This is a genomic window from Tatumella sp. JGM94 (assembly GCF_018257595.1).
Classification (GTDB): domain Bacteria; phylum Pseudomonadota; class Gammaproteobacteria; order Enterobacterales; family Enterobacteriaceae; genus Tatumella; species Tatumella punctata.
This window is the reverse complement of the sequence record NZ_JAERJN010000003.1, coordinates 48,546-63,257: the sequence shown is the minus strand read 5'-3', so window position 1 is coordinate 63,257 and position 14,712 is coordinate 48,546. Positions and strand designations below refer to the sequence as shown.

The following is a 14,712-nucleotide window of genomic DNA, read 5'->3' as shown; positions in this document are numbered from 1 at the left end:
GCCGGTCATGGAGACCGACGGGCTGTATTATAACAGTCCGCAGGGAAAGTTAGTGGTTTTCTAACTCACCACAAAAACGGTAGCCTTCACCATGAATGGTGGCAATAATTTCCGGTGTATCGCTGTTGGACTCAAAATGCTTACGAATACGGCGGATAGTGACATCCACAGTACGGTCATGAGGTTTCAGGTCTCTGCCAGTCATCTTTTTCAGTAAGTCTGCCCGGGTCTGGATTTTGCCCGGGTTTTCACAGAAATGCAGCATGGCACGAAATTCACTGCGTGGCAGTTTATACTGTTCACCCTGCGGGCTGACCAGCGAACGGCTGTTAATATCCAGAGTCCAGCCATTAAACTGATAGTTTTCGACGTGCTTACGCTCTTCGCTGCTGGCAGCCAGATTCATGGTCCGTGACAGCAGGTTACGGGCACGGATAGTCAGTTCCCGTGGGTTAAAAGGCTTGGTGATATAGTCATCGGCACCAATTTCCAGGCCGAGGATTTTATCGACTTCATTATCGCGGCCAGTCAGGAACATCAGGGCAACACTGGCTTGCTCACGTAATTCACGTGCCAGTAACAGGCCATTTTTACCTGGCAGATTGATATCCATAATCACCAGGTTGACATCATTGTCAGTCAATAACTGATGCATTTCAGCACCATCGGAGGCTTCGAATACAACGTATCCTTCAGCTTCGAAAATACTTTTAAGGGTATTTCGGGTTACTAGCTCGTCTTCGACGATAAGAATTTGCGGGGTCTGCATGGTTTGCTACCTAAAATTTGCCATCAAAATTGATACAAGGCATACAGTGCTGATGTCTGAGATATCGGTTGACGTATAATGAGTCTGCATTGCCAATTTACGACGTTTTGTTCTTGATGCATCACAGATTATGTCACTGACGGATTCAGCGTAACTACAGCCGGTCTGTATGCGCCTAAACTGGAATTTATGCGTTTTATCCTAACCCCTTTAACAGCGGGCTAACAGCACCAACAACATTCAGGAAGCAAATAAAAACGCTTCGTTGACTTATATCAAAACTGAGTGTAGCACGTTAACACTTGTGTGAAAAATATCTCTTTTTTATTCCTGTCAGAGGACAAATCGCTAAATTATTCCCTATTAGTTGTTATATGGCCGTACACCGCAGACTGTGTTTTATAGATAACTGCATGTAGTATAAGAAGAAAGTTAATTGTTCAGGTAATTAATAGCTATTCCTGACCTGCTCCCGTGGAGCGTAACCGGTTAAAATCCCGAAAGAAATCGGGGAGTTTTGCCATGGGTTTACCTGATTTTACGCATTTTTAAGGTGATGAGATGTCATTCCCGATTATTTTAGTTTCTCCGGCGCGCGCCGAAAATGTTGGCGCGGCGGCCCGTGCTATGAAAACGATGGGATTCAGTGAGCTGAGAATCGTCAATAGTACTGTCTGGCAGGATCCTGCGGCTTATCGGGTTGCTCATGGTGCGACCGACATTCTGGATAATGTGCAGCAATTTGCTGATTTAGCGTCGGCACTGGCAGATGTTGACTTCTCCGTTGCCACCACGGCCCGCAGCCGGGCTCGTTACCATTATTATGCGACGCCGCAACAGGCTGAATCCCTGCTAAAAGAAAAACAGCAATGGCTGAACAGACTCGCGCTGGTGTTTGGCTGTGAAGAAAGCGGTCTGACTAACGAAGAACTGGCGCTGGTGGATGTGCTGACAGGGATCCCTATGGCAGTTGAATATCCGTCACTGAATCTTGGTCAGGCGGTAATGGTGTTTTGTTATCAGTTTTCTTCACTAATGCAGGTGCAGGCAAACGTCGTAAAAAGTGCAGATCCACAGCAACTCAGTGCACTGCGCCAGAGAACGCACCAGTTACTGGAAAAGCTGTCGGTCAGTGATGATGTAAAAATGGCTGACTGGCTGGATCAACGGCTGGGACTCCTTGAACAACGGGACAGCGCAATGTTGCACCGTCTGTTACATGATATTGAAAAAAAACTGGCAGAGTGATCTGCTGTTAAACCCGCACATTTCAGTGTCTGATTTTGGTTTAAGCGGCGCTTATTGCCGGGATATGGGGATGCTGGCGGTTATTTCAGTATCAATGCGTATCTGTTTTTTCAGGAGTGTAATGATAAATATATTGACTTATCAGGCGCTTTGTTTTACTTCTGAAAGCAGACAGATTAAATACAAGACAGACAGTTAATAAATGCGAATCCACAGCCTGAACATTACAATTATTACCACCATCACCATTACCACAGGTAACGGTGCGGGCTGACGCATAACAGGAAAAAACGAAAAAGCCCGCTCCCTTATCAGGTGCGGGCTTTTTTTTCGGCATAAATTCAGGAGTTATTGAACCATGCGCGTGTTGAAATTTGGCGGAACATCGGTCGCAAATGCAGAGCGTTTTCTGCGTGTTGTCGACATACTGGAAAATAATGCACGACAGGAACAGGTTGCGACTGTCCTCTCAGCCCCGGCAAAAATTACCAATCATTTAGTTGCCTTAATCGAAAAAACCATTTCAGGTCAGGATGCATCCGCTAACCTGGACGATGCCCGTCAGATTTTCGACCAGTTGCTGAGTGGCCTTGCAGCAGCACAGCCAGGGTTTGATACTGCGGCAATGACAGCCTGTGTTGACAGTGAATTCAAACGTTTACAGCAAGTTATTCTCGGTATTAATTTACTCGGTCAGTGCCCGGACAGTGTAAATGCATCCGTTATCTGTACCGGTGAAAAACTCTCGATTGCGATTATGCAGGCGCTGTTACAAGCCAGAGGGCACCGGGTGACGGTCATCGACCCGGTAGAGAAGCTGCTGGCGATCGGCGGATATCTGGAATCGACAGTCGATATTACCGAATCGACCCGGCGGATCAGCGCCAGCCAGATTCCGCCCCAAAACTACATCCTGATGGCGGGCTTTACCGCAGGTAATGAACAGGGTGAATTAGTGGCACTGGGGCGTAATGGTTCTGACTATTCTGCGGCGGTGCTGGCAGCCTGTTTACGTGCGGACTGTTGTGAAATCTGGACCGATGTGGACGGTGTTTATACCTGTGATCCGCGTCAGGTCCCTGATGCACGGTTACTGAAATCTATGTCTTACCAGGAAGCGATGGAGCTTTCTTATTTTGGTGCCAAAGTCCTCCATCCACGGACGATTACGCCGATTGCACGGTTCCAAATTCCCTGCCTGATTAAGAACACCGCCAATCCGTCAGCACCAGGTACTCTGATTTCTGCAGGGCAGGGAGATGACTCAGCACCGGTGAAAGGCATCACTAACCTGAATAATATGGCGATGTTTAATGTCTCCGGCCCCGGCATGAAGGGTATGGTCGGTATGGCTGCCCGGGTCTTTGCCGTTATGTCGCGCAAAGGTATCTCGGTAGTATTAATTACCCAGTCTTCTTCTGAATACAGTATCAGCTTCTGCGTTCCTCAGAGCGAGGCTCTCTCTACCCGCCGTGCGCTGGAAGAGGAGTTTTATCTGGAACTGAAAGATGGCCTGCTGGACCCGCTGGAAGTGATCGAAAAGCTGGCGATTATCTCGGTAGTGGGTGACGGTATGCGTACACAGCGCGGTATTTCAGCCAAATTTTTCTCAGCTCTGGCACGGGCGAATATTAATATTATCGCCATTGCCCAGGGCTCGTCAGAACGCTCCATTTCGGTGGTGGTCAGTAACCAGGAAGCGACAACCGGGGTGCGGGTGGTTCATCAGATGCTGTTTGCGACCGATCAGGTGATCGAAGTATTTGTGGTTGGTACCGGGGGAGTCGGCAGTGCATTACTTGACCAGCTGCACCGCCAGCAGGCATGGCTGAAGAAGAAGCATATTGACCTGCGGGTGTGTGGTATTGCCAATTCACGGGCATTACTGACCAATGTTCACGGAATCGGGCTTGATCACTGGCAGGATCAGCTGTCCGAAGCGACGGATGTTTTTTCCCTGGAACATCTGACCCGGCTAGTGAAAGAGTACCACTTACTCAACCCGGTTATTGTTGACTGTACTTCCAGCCAGGCTCTGGCCGATCAGTATGCGGATTTTCTGCGCGAAGGTTTTCATGTCGTTACGCCGAATAAGAAAGCGAATACGTCTTCTATGGCATATTACCGGCAGATCCGTTCTGAGGCGGAGAAAGCACGGCGTAAGTTCCTGTATGACACCAATGTAGGTGCCGGGTTGCCGGTCATTGAGAACCTGCAAAATCTGTTAAATGCCGGTGATGAGCTAATTAAGTTTAATGGCATTCTGTCCGGCTCATTGTCCTGTATTTTTGGCATGCTGGATGACGGTGTTTCGTTATCTGAAGCGACGGCCAGGGCACGCCAGCTGGGCTTTACCGAACCTGATCCCCGCGATGACCTGTCGGGGATGGATGTAGCGCGTAAGCTACTTATTCTGGCGCGGGAAGCCGGTATGAGCCTGGAATTAAGCGATATCAGTATCGAAGCGGTTTTACCGAAAGAACTGACAGAACTGGCAGATACTGATGAGTTTATGCGCCGCCTGCCGGAACTGGATGAGGCATTTTCTGTACGGGCTGCTAAAGCGCGTGAAGAAGGTAAGGTATTACGTTTTGTTGGCGCGATTGATGAACAGGGCCAGTGCAGTGTAAACATTGCCGCCGTCGACAGTAATGACCCGTTATTTAAAGTGAAAAATGGTGAGAACGCACTGGCCTTTTACAGCCGCTATTATCAGCCAATTCCGCTGGTACTCAGAGGCTATGGTGCCGGTAACGATGTAACGGCAGCCGGGGTGTTTGCAGATTTATTGAGAACTCTGACATGGAAGCTGGGAGTCTGATTATGGTAAAAGTTTATGCACCTGCCTCTATCGGCAATGTGAGTGTCGGGTTTGATGTGCTGGGGGCCGCAGTGTCACCGGCCGACGGAACTCTGCTGGGGGATTGTGTCACCGTAGAAGCGGCAGAAACCTTCAGTCTGGAGAATCGTGGTCGTTTTGTCTCAAAACTGCCGGCAGATCCAAAAGAGAATATAGTCTATCAGTGCTGGCAGCGTTTTTGCCAGGAAGTTGGCCGCGATATTCCGGTCAGAATGGTACTGGAAAAAAACATGCCCATCGGCTCAGGGCTGGGATCCAGTGCCTGTTCAGTTGTCGCCGGGCTGATGGCAATGAATGAATTCTGTCATAAGCCGCTGGATGACGACCGGTTACTGGCGCTGATGGGTGAACTGGAAGGGCGGGTTTCCGGCAGCGTGCACTTCGATAACGTGGCTCCCTGTTTTTTAGGCGGTCTCCAGCTAATGCTGGAAGCCCATGGTATTACCTGTCAACCGGTACCGGGGTTTGATGAATGGTATTGGGTGATGGCCTACCCGGGAATTAAAGTTTCCACCGCAGAAGCCAGGGCTATTCTGCCTGCCACCTACAGTAAAGCAGACTGTATAACCCATGGCCGAATGCTGTCAGGATTTATTCATGCCTGCCATACCCGTCAGCCATTGCTGGCGGCCAGTCTGATGAAAGATGTTATTGCTGAACCGTACCGTACCGGACTGCTGCCGGGGTTTGCCGAAGCGCGACAGGCTGTGACCGGACTCGGGGCTCTGGCCTGTGGTATTTCCGGTTCCGGACCGACACTGTTTGCCGTCTGTGACACGCCGGAAGTGGCTGAGCAGACCCGGGCATGGTTACAGCAGCACTATCTGCAGAACGATGAAGGCTTCGTACATATTTGCCGTCTTGATACGACGGGCGCACGTAAACTGGGGTAAGCGATGAAATTATATAATCTGAAAGACCATAACGAGCAGGTCAGTTTTACTCAGGCGGTGACGCAGGGACTGGGTTCGCGGCAGGGACTTTTCTTCCCTAATGAATTGCCGGCTTTTGAACTGACAGAAATTGATCACCTGCTGGAGATGGATTTTGTCAGCCGCAGCAGCAAAATACTGTCGGCCTTTATCGGTGATGAGATCTCTGAGCAGGAAATGACAGCGCGTGTAAAAACGGCATTTACCTTTCCGGCCCCGGTACAACCCGTCTCTGAAGATGTTGCCTGTCTGGAATTATTCCACGGACCAACCCTGGCATTTAAAGACTTTGGCGGCCGTTTTATGGCTCAGATGCTGGCTCTGAGCAGCGACGACGATGAAAAGATTACTATTCTGACTGCGACATCCGGTGACACAGGCGCCGCCGTTGCCCACGCGTTTTATGGCATGGAAAATATCCGTGTGGTGATCCTTTATCCGCAGGGAAAAATCAGTTCGTTACAGGAAAAACTGTTCTGCACGCTGGGCGGAAATATCCAGACCATTGCGGTGGACGGCGATTTCGATGCCTGTCAGGCACTGGTGAAGCATGCATTTGATGATCAGGCACTGAAACAGGCGATTGGTCTGAATTCCGCTAACTCGATCAATATCAGCCGGTTACTGGCCCAGGTATGTTATTACTTTGAAGCGGTGGCACAGCTGCCTCAGGAAAAACGTAATCAGTTAGTCATTTCTGTCCCCAGTGGTAATTTCGGTGACCTGACGGCAGGATTACTGGCGAAAAGCCTGGGACTGCCGGTTAAACGTTTTATCGCTGCAACTAATGCCAACGACACGGTGCCGCGGTTTTTGCACAGCGGCGAATGGACTCCCCATAAGACGGTTGCTACCCTGTCTAATGCGATGGATGTCAGCCAGCCGAATAACTGGCCACGGGTTGAAGAGTTATTCCGCCGTAAGACCTGGCAGCTGAATGAACTTGGTTGCGGTGCACTGAGCGACGAACAAACCCGTGCAGCGATGCGTGAACTGGCGGCGGAAGGATATATTTCCGAACCTCATGCCGCAATTGCCTGGCGTGTGCTGCGTGATCAGTTACGTGACGGTGAGTATGGTCTGTTCCTTGGTACTGCACATCCGGCGAAATTTAAAGACAGCGTCGATGACATCCTGCAGACAGATCTGCCGTTACCTGCTGAACTGGCAGAACGTGCAGACCTGCCATTACTGTCGGAGACTCTGCCGGCAGATTTTGCTGAACTGAAACAGTACCTGCTGACAAAAACGGTCTGACAAACCGCTAATCTTTGCCGCCCTGCAGGGGACAACCTTTGCAGGGCCATAACTGATGACCGCTGTTTCAGGCCTGTTGCTGGTGGCGTTTAAACACCAGTTCCTGATCAGTACTGCTTTGTTCATCAAAAAAATAGCCGTCACTGTTGAAACCAGTGAGTTGTTGCGGGGTCGTCAGGCGATGCCGGATAATATAACGGCACATCATACCGCGGGCTTTTTTAGCATAAAAACTGATCACCTTGAATTTGCCATTTTTCTCATCAAGGAACACCGGTTTAATGATTTTTCCCGCCAGTAGTTTGGGTTTTACCCCTTTAAAATATTCATCAGACGCCAGATTGATCAGAACATCATCGCCCTGTCTGGCCAGCGCTTCATTCAGTACTGTTGTTAACTGATCTCCCCAGAAGCTGTAAAGATCTTTACCCTGTGGATTGGAAAGCTTTATGCCCATTTCCAGACGATAAGGCTGCATGAGATCCAGCGGGCGGAGAACACCATAAAGTCCGGACAGCATCCGCAGGTGTTGCTGGGCGAAGTCAAAATCATCGTCAGTCAGCGTTTCTGCGGCCAGGCCGGTATAAACATCCCCTTTAAACGCCAGAATGGCCTGTCTGGCATTCTCCGGGGTGAAATCCGGCTGCCAGTCATTAAACCGTTCTGCGTTAAGGTGTGCCAGTTTATCACTGATGCTCATCAGGGTCGCAATCTGTGCCGGTGTCAGCCGGCGGGCAATATCAATTAATTCCTGAGACTGATTTAACAGTGCAGGCAGGCTGTACTTCCGGGTCGCCAGCGGGCTTTCATAATCCAGGGTTTTGGCCGGAGATATCACCATTAACATTATTTAATTCCTCATTACAGGCCCGCAGGCGATCACTGATAGGGCGCAGTGTAGCAAAAAAGTGATACGGAATGATCAATCGTTGCTATACCCGGCAACGATGGTTAATGGTGTATTACCACGGATTACGCGGGCCCGCGACGTGACCAGCAATGCGATTTCGCGATTGTTTACCCGGCGCGGCCTTGCACCTCGTCAAGTGCGTGATATTATCCGGAGAGGCTTTTTTCCCCTGACAGTTCAACAGAAGAGAAGCAAACATGACGGACAAACTTAGCTCACTGCGCAAGTTAACAACAGTCGTTGCCGATACCGGTGATATTGAAGCAATGAAACTGTATCAGCCACAGGATGCAACCACTAACCCTTCACTGATCCTCAACGCGGCACAAATCCCTGAATACCGTAAGCTGATTGATGAAGCCATCGAATGGGCGCGTAAGCAGAGTAATGATAAGCAGCAGCAAATTGCTTTCGCCTCTGACAAACTGGCGGTAAATATCGGGCTGGAAATTCTGAAATTAGTCCCGGGCCGTATCTCTACCGAAGTTGATGCCAGACTTTCCTACGATACAGAAGCCAGTATCGCCAAAGCCCACAGCCTGATCAAACTGTATAACGATGCAGGTATCAGCAATGATCGTATTCTGATCAAGCTGGCCTCTACCTGGCAGGGGATCCGTGCGGCTGAGCGTCTGGAAAAAGAAGGTATCAACTGTAACCTGACACTGCTTTTCTCTTTTGCCCAGGCCCGTGCCTGTGCAGAAGCCGGTGTTTACCTGATTTCTCCGTTTGTTGGCCGTATTCTGGACTGGTACAAAGCGAATACCGATAAAAAAGAATATGCACCCCATGAAGATCCGGGTGTGGTTTCTGTGGCCGAAATTTATAACTATTACAAGCAGCATGGTTATGAAACCGTTGTCATGGGCGCGAGCTTCCGTAATACCGGCGAAATTCTGGAGCTGGCGGGCTGCGATCGCCTGACCATCTCTCCGGGCCTGCTGAAAGAGCTGAAAGAAACGGAAGGCAGTGTCGAGCGTAAGCTGAACTTTACCGGTGAAGTAAAAGCCCGTTCGGAAAAAATGTCAGAAGCCGAATTCCTGTGGGAACATAACCAGGATCCGATGGCGATTGATAAACTGGCTCAGGGTATCCGTAACTTTGCCATTGACCAGGGTAAACTGGAAAAAATGATTGCAGATTTACTGTAATCATCCCCGCCCGCGGTAGCCTGGCTGCTGCGGGACGTCAATTCACTGTTTGTGGTTCCCCGTCCCGGCTGTATCTACAGCACTCATCTGAAGTGAAATATCATGACTACTTTACGTATCGGACTGGTCTCAGTATCTGACCGGGCCTCGCAGGGGGTTTATCAGGATAAAGGTATCCCTGCACTGACCGAATGGTTATCACTGGCCCTGACCAGTCCTTTTACCCTCGAAAGCCGGGTTATCCCCGACGAACAATTGTTAATTGAGCAGACACTGACTGAACTGGTCGATGAACATCATTGCCATCTGGTGCTTACCACCGGCGGTACTGGCCCGGCATTACGTGATGTTACTCCGGATGCCACACTGGCGGTGGCTGACCGTGTAATGCCTGGTTTCGGCGAGCAGATGCGACAAATCAGCCTTAATTTTGTGCCTACGGCTATTCTGTCCCGGCAGACCGCAGTGATCCGTAAGCAATCGCTGATCCTGAATTTGCCGGGACAGCCGAAATCGATTAAAGAGACACTGGAAGGATTGAAAGCGCCATCAGGGCAGGTAAACGTCGCGGGTATCTTTGCAAGTGTACCTTATTGTTTACAGTTGCTTGACGGGCCCTATGTGGAGACTGATCCGCAAGTGGTAGCAGCTTTTCGTCCAAAAAGTGCAAGGCGTGAGATAAACGACTAAAGATAATATTTTTTAAGGATAAACTTCAGAGGTTCTGGTGTATCGGCTTATTGCCGATATAGTAATGAAATATTTACAGCTAACGCTGTTAACTGACCTCTGGGATAAAGACTTAATTTATGGATAACCATGCCGCGGAGCGCCTGAGTGCGCAGGACTATAAAACCCTGATACTGGCAGCGCTCGGCGGGGCGCTGGAATTCTACGATTTTATTATCTTTGTCTTTTTTGCGGCCGTGATTGGCGAACTGTTTTTCCCTGCCGATATTCCCGAATGGCTGCGGCAACTTCAGACTTTCGGGATTTTTGCTGCGGGGTATCTTGCACGGCCATTAGGCGGGCTGGTGATGGCTCATTTTGGCGATATTCTCGGGCGTAAGAAAATGTTTAGTCTGAGTATTCTGCTGATGGCTATCCCCACTCTGGCGATGGGACTATTGCCCTCTTATCAGAGTCTGGGACTGGCCGCTCCGCTATTATTATTGCTGATGCGATTATTACAGGGGGCGGCAATCGGTGGTGAAGTGCCGGGTGCCTGGGTATTTGTCGCTGAACATGTGCCGGATAACCGTACCGGAATTGCCTGTGGTACGCTGACAGCCGGACTGACGGTCGGCATCCTGCTGGGTTCTCTGGTGGCCGGTGCTATTAACCGGCATATGACCCCTGATGAAGTCGCTGCGGTTGGCTGGCGGGTGGCGTTTCTGCTGGGCGGTGTCTTTGGTTTTATTGCGTTATATCTGCGCCGCTGGCTGCAGGAAACGCCGGTATTCCGGAAAATGCAGCAGCAAAAAACATTGTCTGAAGCACTGCCCCTGAAAAATGTGGTGAATTTTCATCGTAAAAGCCTGCTGATTTCGGTGCTCCTGACCTGGCTGCTTTCTGCCGCTATCGTGGTGATTATCCTGATGGCACCGGCGCTGATGCAAAAAATGTATCAGATCCCGGCAGCGCTCAGCCTGCAGGCCAACAGTATTGCGACAGTTATGCTGCTGGCAGGCTGTATGCTGGCCGGGTGGCTGGTTGACCGCTTTGGCGCCGGACGTTGTCTGTCGGTGGGATGCCTGTTGCTGGCGGCCAGCAGCTGGCTGTTTTTTCATATCTTAGCCAGCCATCCGCAATACCTGATTGCTGCTTATGCCCTGACCGGTCTCTGTGTCGGGACCGTGGGGATTGTGCCTTTTATTATGGTCAGGGCATTTCCTCCGGCAGTTCGCTTTAGTGGTATTTCCCTGTCCTATAACCTTTCTTACGCTATTTTCGGCGGTCTGACACCCGTCTTTGTGACCCTGGCGTTACGTCTGACGCCACTGGCACCTTGCTGGTATATCACCGCGCTGTGTGTCACCGGGGCAATGATCGGCGGATATCTGCATTTACAGGCCCGCCTCCCGGGCCAGGCGGCCGGCTGAGACTGTCAGGGATTTCTGTGTTTTTTTTACTTTTTTTTACGCCGGCCCTTGATGGCCGGTAAACTGACCCCATCTTGTTTGCATAGCGAGTTGTGAATCAAAAAAATTTGTAATCCGGCACTTGAAATAATCACAAGCGACCGCATTTATGGTTCATATCCGAACGACAACAGAATTTACGTGGGAGATGTGTAGAGATGGGTAAAATTATTGGTATTGACCTGGGTACAACCAATTCATGCGTAGCAATTATGGACGGTGGTAAAGCACGCGTTCTGGAAAACGCTGAGGGTGATCGTACCACTCCTTCCATCATCGCTTACACTCAGGATGGTGAGACTCTGGTAGGCCAGCCTGCTAAACGCCAGGCCGTGACTAACCCGCAAAACACTTTATTTGCTATTAAGCGTCTGATTGGTCGTCGTTTTCAGGACGAAGAAGTACAGCGTGACCTGAAAATCATGCCATACAAAATCATCGGTTCTGATAACGGTGATGCATGGCTGGACGTGAAAGGCCAGAAAATGGCACCTCCGCAGATTTCTGCAGAAGTGCTGAAGAAAATGAAGAAGACTGCCGAAGATTACCTGGGTGAGCCGGTAACCGAAGCTGTGATCACCGTTCCTGCTTACTTTAACGATGCACAGCGTCAGGCGACTAAAGATGCTGGCCGTATCGCAGGTCTGGAAGTAAAACGTATCATCAACGAACCAACTGCCGCAGCACTGGCTTACGGTATGGATAAAGGCCAGGGTAACCGTACTATCGCGGTATACGACTTGGGTGGTGGTACTTTCGATATCTCAATTATCGAAATCGATGAAGTTGATGGTGAAAAAACCTTCGAAGTTCTGGCAACCAATGGTGATACTCACCTCGGTGGTGAAGACTTCGATAGCCGCCTGATTAACTATCTGGTTGACGAATTCAAGAAAGAGCAGGGTATTGACCTGCGTAACGACCCGCTGGCAATGCAGCGTCTGAAAGAAGCGGCAGAGAAAGCGAAAATTGAACTGTCTTCTGCCCAGCAGACTGACGTTAACCTGCCGTACGTGACTGCAGATGCGACTGGTCCTAAGCACCTGAACATCAAAGTAACCCGTGCGAAACTGGAAGCACTGGTTGAAGATCTGGTTGCACGCTCTATCGAGCCACTGAAAGTTGCTCTGAAAGATGCCGGTCTGTCAGTGTCTGATATCAATGATGTTATCCTGGTGGGTGGTCAGACCCGTATGCCACTGGTTCAGAGCAAAGTTAAAGATTTCTTTGGTAAAGAACCACGTAAAGACGTTAACCCGGACGAAGCTGTAGCTGTCGGTGCGGCAGTTCAGGGGGGTGTACTGGCGGGTGATGTGAAAGACGTATTGCTGCTGGATGTGACTCCGCTGTCACTGGGTATCGAAACGATGGGTGGTGTAATGACCAGCCTGATCAGCAAAAATACTACTATCCCGACCAAACACAGCCAGGTGTTCTCTACAGCAGAAGACAACCAGTCTGCGGTAACTATCCATGTACTGCAGGGTGAGCGTAAACGTTCTTCTGATAACAAGTCACTGGGTCAGTTTAACCTGGACGGTATTCAGGCTGCGCCACGGGGTATGCCACAGATTGAAGTCACTTTCGACATCGATGCGGATGGTATCCTGCATGTGTCTGCAAAAGACAAAAACAGTGGTAAAGAGCAGAAGATCACCATTAAAGCTTCTTCCGGTCTGAACGAAGAAGAAGTCGAAAAAATGGTCCGTGATGCTGAGCAAAATGCAGAATCTGACCGTAAATTCGAAGAGCTGGTTCAGGCACGTAACCAGGGTGACCAGGTTGTTCACAGCACCCGTAAGCAGTTAGAAGAAGCCGGTGATAAGTTATCTGCTGAAGATAAAGCGCCAATCGAATCTGCACTGACAGCACTGGAAACTGCGCTGAAATCAGAAGATAAAGCAGATATTGACGCTAAAATTCAGGCCCTGGTTGAAGTCTCCGGGAAACTGATGGAACTGGCACAGCAGAGTGCTCAGGCAAACGGTGCAGCCGGTGCAGGTGCTGATGCTTCAGCTCAGAAAGATGACGATGTTGTCGATGCTGAATTCGAAGAAGTTAAAGACAAAAAGTAATTGCCCATGACCGGGCTAAGCGGCAGCTAAGCTGTCGTTGCTAACCAGCACGGGCGTAGGAGAATATCCACGCCCGTGCGATCATGTTAAAGGCAATAAAAAATGGCGAAGAGTGATTACTACGAGGTTTTAGGCGTATCCAAAACAGCGGATGAGCGTGAAATCAAAAAGGCCTATAAACGGCTGGCAATGAAATATCACCCTGACCGTAACCCAGGCGATACCAAGGCTGAAGAGCAGTTTAAAGAAGTCAAAGAAGCCTATGAAATTCTGACCGATGATCAAAAGCGTGCCGCTTACGATCAGTACGGTCATGCAGCTTTTGAACAAGGCGGTATGGGCGGTGGCGGATTCGGCGGCGGCTTTGGCGGCGGTGCGGATTTCGGTGATATCTTCGGTGATGTTTTCGGTGATATTTTCGGTGGCGGTCGTCGCCAGCGTGCAGCCCGTGGTTCCGACCTGCGTTACAACATGGAGCTGACGCTGGAAGAAGCGGTCCGTGGTGTAAGCAAAGAAATTCGTATTCCTACCCTGCAGGAATGTGATACCTGCCATGGCAGCGGCGCTAAAGCCGGCTCAAAACCACAAACCTGTTCGACCTGCCATGGTGCAGGCCAGGTACAGATGCGACAGGGCTTCTTTACGGTTCAGCAACCCTGTCCGACCTGTCAGGGACGTGGTTCCGTGATTAAAGATCCATGTAACGCCTGTCACGGTCACGGGCGTGTCGAAACCACTAAAACACTGTCAGTGAAAATTCCTGCCGGTGTGGATACCGGTGACCGAATTCGCCTGAGTGGTGAAGGTGAAGCGGGTGAGCAGGGTGCTCCGGCCGGTGATCTTTATGTACAGGTCTCGGTGAAAAAACACCCTATCTTCGAGCGTGAAGAGAATAACCTGTATTGTGAAGTTCCGATTAACTTCACTCTGGCGGCCCTGGGGGGGGAGATTGAAGTACCTACCCTTGACGGACGGGTAAAACTGAAAGTCCCTGCCGGTACGCAAACTGATAAATTGTTCCGTGTGCGTGGCAAGGGCGTGAAATCAGTCCGTGGTGGCGCTATTGGTGACCTGTTGTGTCGCGTGGTGGTAGAAACCCCGGTGAATCTGAGTGATAAACAAAAAGCGTTACTCAGTGAACTGGGCGACACACTGGGCGGGCCATCAGGCGAGGATAACAGTCCCCGTTCAAAAACGTTCTTTGATGGTGTGAAGAAGTTTTTTGACGATCTGACCCGTTAGTTGCCCTGCTGAAGAAAAAACCAGTGCCTTGCGGTGCTGGTTTTTTTTTGCTCTTTCGCCGGCAATATTTGTTAAAACCAGCAATTACTGAGATCATCAGTCGGTAACCCTGTGACAAATTAAAAGG

Annotated in this window: 11 protein-coding genes and 1 other annotated feature; of the genes, 9 read left to right on the top strand and 2 right to left on the bottom strand. The window is 50.0% G+C overall.

Annotation, left to right across the window (positions count from 1 at the left end):
* Positions 1-49: 49 nt before the first annotated feature.
* Positions 50-769, bottom strand: a complete 720-nt coding sequence (gene arcA, locus JK216_RS03145) for a two-component system response regulator ArcA (RefSeq protein ID WP_212707026.1) — start codon at positions 767-769, stop codon at positions 50-52.
* Between the two features lie 561 nt (positions 770-1,330).
* Here arcA and JK216_RS03140 point away from each other — a divergent pair.
* The 4 genes from JK216_RS03140 (at position 1,331) to thrC (ending at position 7,066) form a co-directional block, all read left to right on the top strand.
* Positions 1,331-2,017 (top strand): tRNA/rRNA methyltransferase, encoded by a 687-nt coding sequence (locus tag JK216_RS03140; protein WP_212707025.1) that lies wholly within the window; start codon positions 1,331-1,333, stop codon positions 2,015-2,017.
* Positions 2,018-2,226: 209 nt separating this feature from the next.
* Positions 2,227-2,349, top strand: a sequence feature (Thr leader region).
* 26 nt (positions 2,350-2,375) lie between these two features.
* On the top strand, positions 2,376-4,838 hold the full coding sequence (gene thrA, locus JK216_RS03130) for a bifunctional aspartate kinase/homoserine dehydrogenase I (RefSeq protein WP_212711906.1): 2,463 nt from the start codon (positions 2,376-2,378) through the stop codon (positions 4,836-4,838).
* A gap of 2 nt (positions 4,839-4,840) precedes the next feature.
* Positions 4,841-5,770, top strand: a complete 930-nt coding sequence (gene thrB / locus JK216_RS03125) for a homoserine kinase (protein ID WP_212707023.1) — start codon at positions 4,841-4,843, stop codon at positions 5,768-5,770.
* 3 nt (positions 5,771-5,773) lie between these two features.
* On the top strand, positions 5,774-7,066 hold the full coding sequence (gene thrC, locus JK216_RS03120; protein ID WP_212711907.1) for a threonine synthase: 1,293 nt from the start codon (positions 5,774-5,776) through the stop codon (positions 7,064-7,066).
* Positions 7,067-7,133: 67 nt separating this feature from the next.
* Here thrC and yaaA read toward each other — a convergent pair whose 3' ends face one another.
* Positions 7,134-7,913 carry a peroxide stress protein YaaA gene (gene yaaA, locus JK216_RS03115; protein WP_212710208.1) on the bottom strand — a complete coding sequence of 260 codons (780 nt, stop codon included), beginning with the start codon at positions 7,911-7,913 and terminating at the stop codon, positions 7,134-7,136.
* Positions 7,914-8,173: 260 nt separating this feature from the next.
* Here yaaA and tal point away from each other — a divergent pair, with 260 nt between their 5' ends.
* From tal to dnaJ, 5 genes are all read left to right on the top strand, one after another.
* Entirely contained in the window at positions 8,174-9,127 is a 954-nt protein-coding gene (gene tal, locus JK216_RS03110) for a transaldolase (RefSeq protein ID WP_212711908.1), read from the top strand.
* 102 nt (positions 9,128-9,229) lie between these two features.
* Entirely contained in the window at positions 9,230-9,817 is a 588-nt protein-coding gene (mog, locus tag JK216_RS03105) for a molybdopterin adenylyltransferase (protein ID WP_212707019.1), read from the top strand.
* A gap of 119 nt (positions 9,818-9,936) precedes the next feature.
* Positions 9,937-11,229: an MFS transporter gene (locus JK216_RS03100; RefSeq protein ID WP_212711909.1), complete on the top strand. Its 1,293-nt coding sequence runs from the start codon at positions 9,937-9,939 to the stop codon at positions 11,227-11,229.
* 197 nt (positions 11,230-11,426) lie between these two features.
* Complete coding sequence (dnaK, locus tag JK216_RS03095; RefSeq protein WP_212707017.1) at positions 11,427-13,343, top strand: molecular chaperone DnaK; 1,917 nt, start codon at positions 11,427-11,429, stop codon at positions 13,341-13,343.
* 102 nt (positions 13,344-13,445) lie between these two features.
* A complete protein-coding gene (dnaJ, locus tag JK216_RS03090) occupies positions 13,446-14,585 on the top strand; it encodes a molecular chaperone DnaJ (RefSeq protein WP_212711910.1) in 1,140 nt (379 codons plus the stop codon).
* Positions 14,586-14,712 lie beyond the last annotated feature (127 nt).

Coding starts and splice junctions, on each gene's coding strand:
- arcA (WP_212707026.1), bottom strand. CDS start 769: ATGCAGACCCCGCAAATTCTTATCGTCGAAGACGAGCTAGTAACCCGA.
- JK216_RS03140 (WP_212707025.1), top strand. CDS start 1,331: ATGTCATTCCCGATTATTTTAGTTTCTCCGGCGCGCGCCGAAAATGTT.
- thrA (WP_212711906.1), top strand. CDS start 2,376: ATGCGCGTGTTGAAATTTGGCGGAACATCGGTCGCAAATGCAGAGCGT.
- thrB (WP_212707023.1), top strand. CDS start 4,841: ATGGTAAAAGTTTATGCACCTGCCTCTATCGGCAATGTGAGTGTCGGG.
- thrC (WP_212711907.1), top strand. CDS start 5,774: ATGAAATTATATAATCTGAAAGACCATAACGAGCAGGTCAGTTTTACT.
- yaaA (WP_212710208.1), bottom strand. CDS start 7,913: ATGTTAATGGTGATATCTCCGGCCAAAACCCTGGATTATGAAAGCCCG.
- tal (WP_212711908.1), top strand. CDS start 8,174: ATGACGGACAAACTTAGCTCACTGCGCAAGTTAACAACAGTCGTTGCC.
- mog (WP_212707019.1), top strand. CDS start 9,230: ATGACTACTTTACGTATCGGACTGGTCTCAGTATCTGACCGGGCCTCG.
- JK216_RS03100 (WP_212711909.1), top strand. CDS start 9,937: ATGGATAACCATGCCGCGGAGCGCCTGAGTGCGCAGGACTATAAAACC.
- dnaK (WP_212707017.1), top strand. CDS start 11,427: ATGGGTAAAATTATTGGTATTGACCTGGGTACAACCAATTCATGCGTA.
- dnaJ (WP_212711910.1), top strand. CDS start 13,446: ATGGCGAAGAGTGATTACTACGAGGTTTTAGGCGTATCCAAAACAGCG.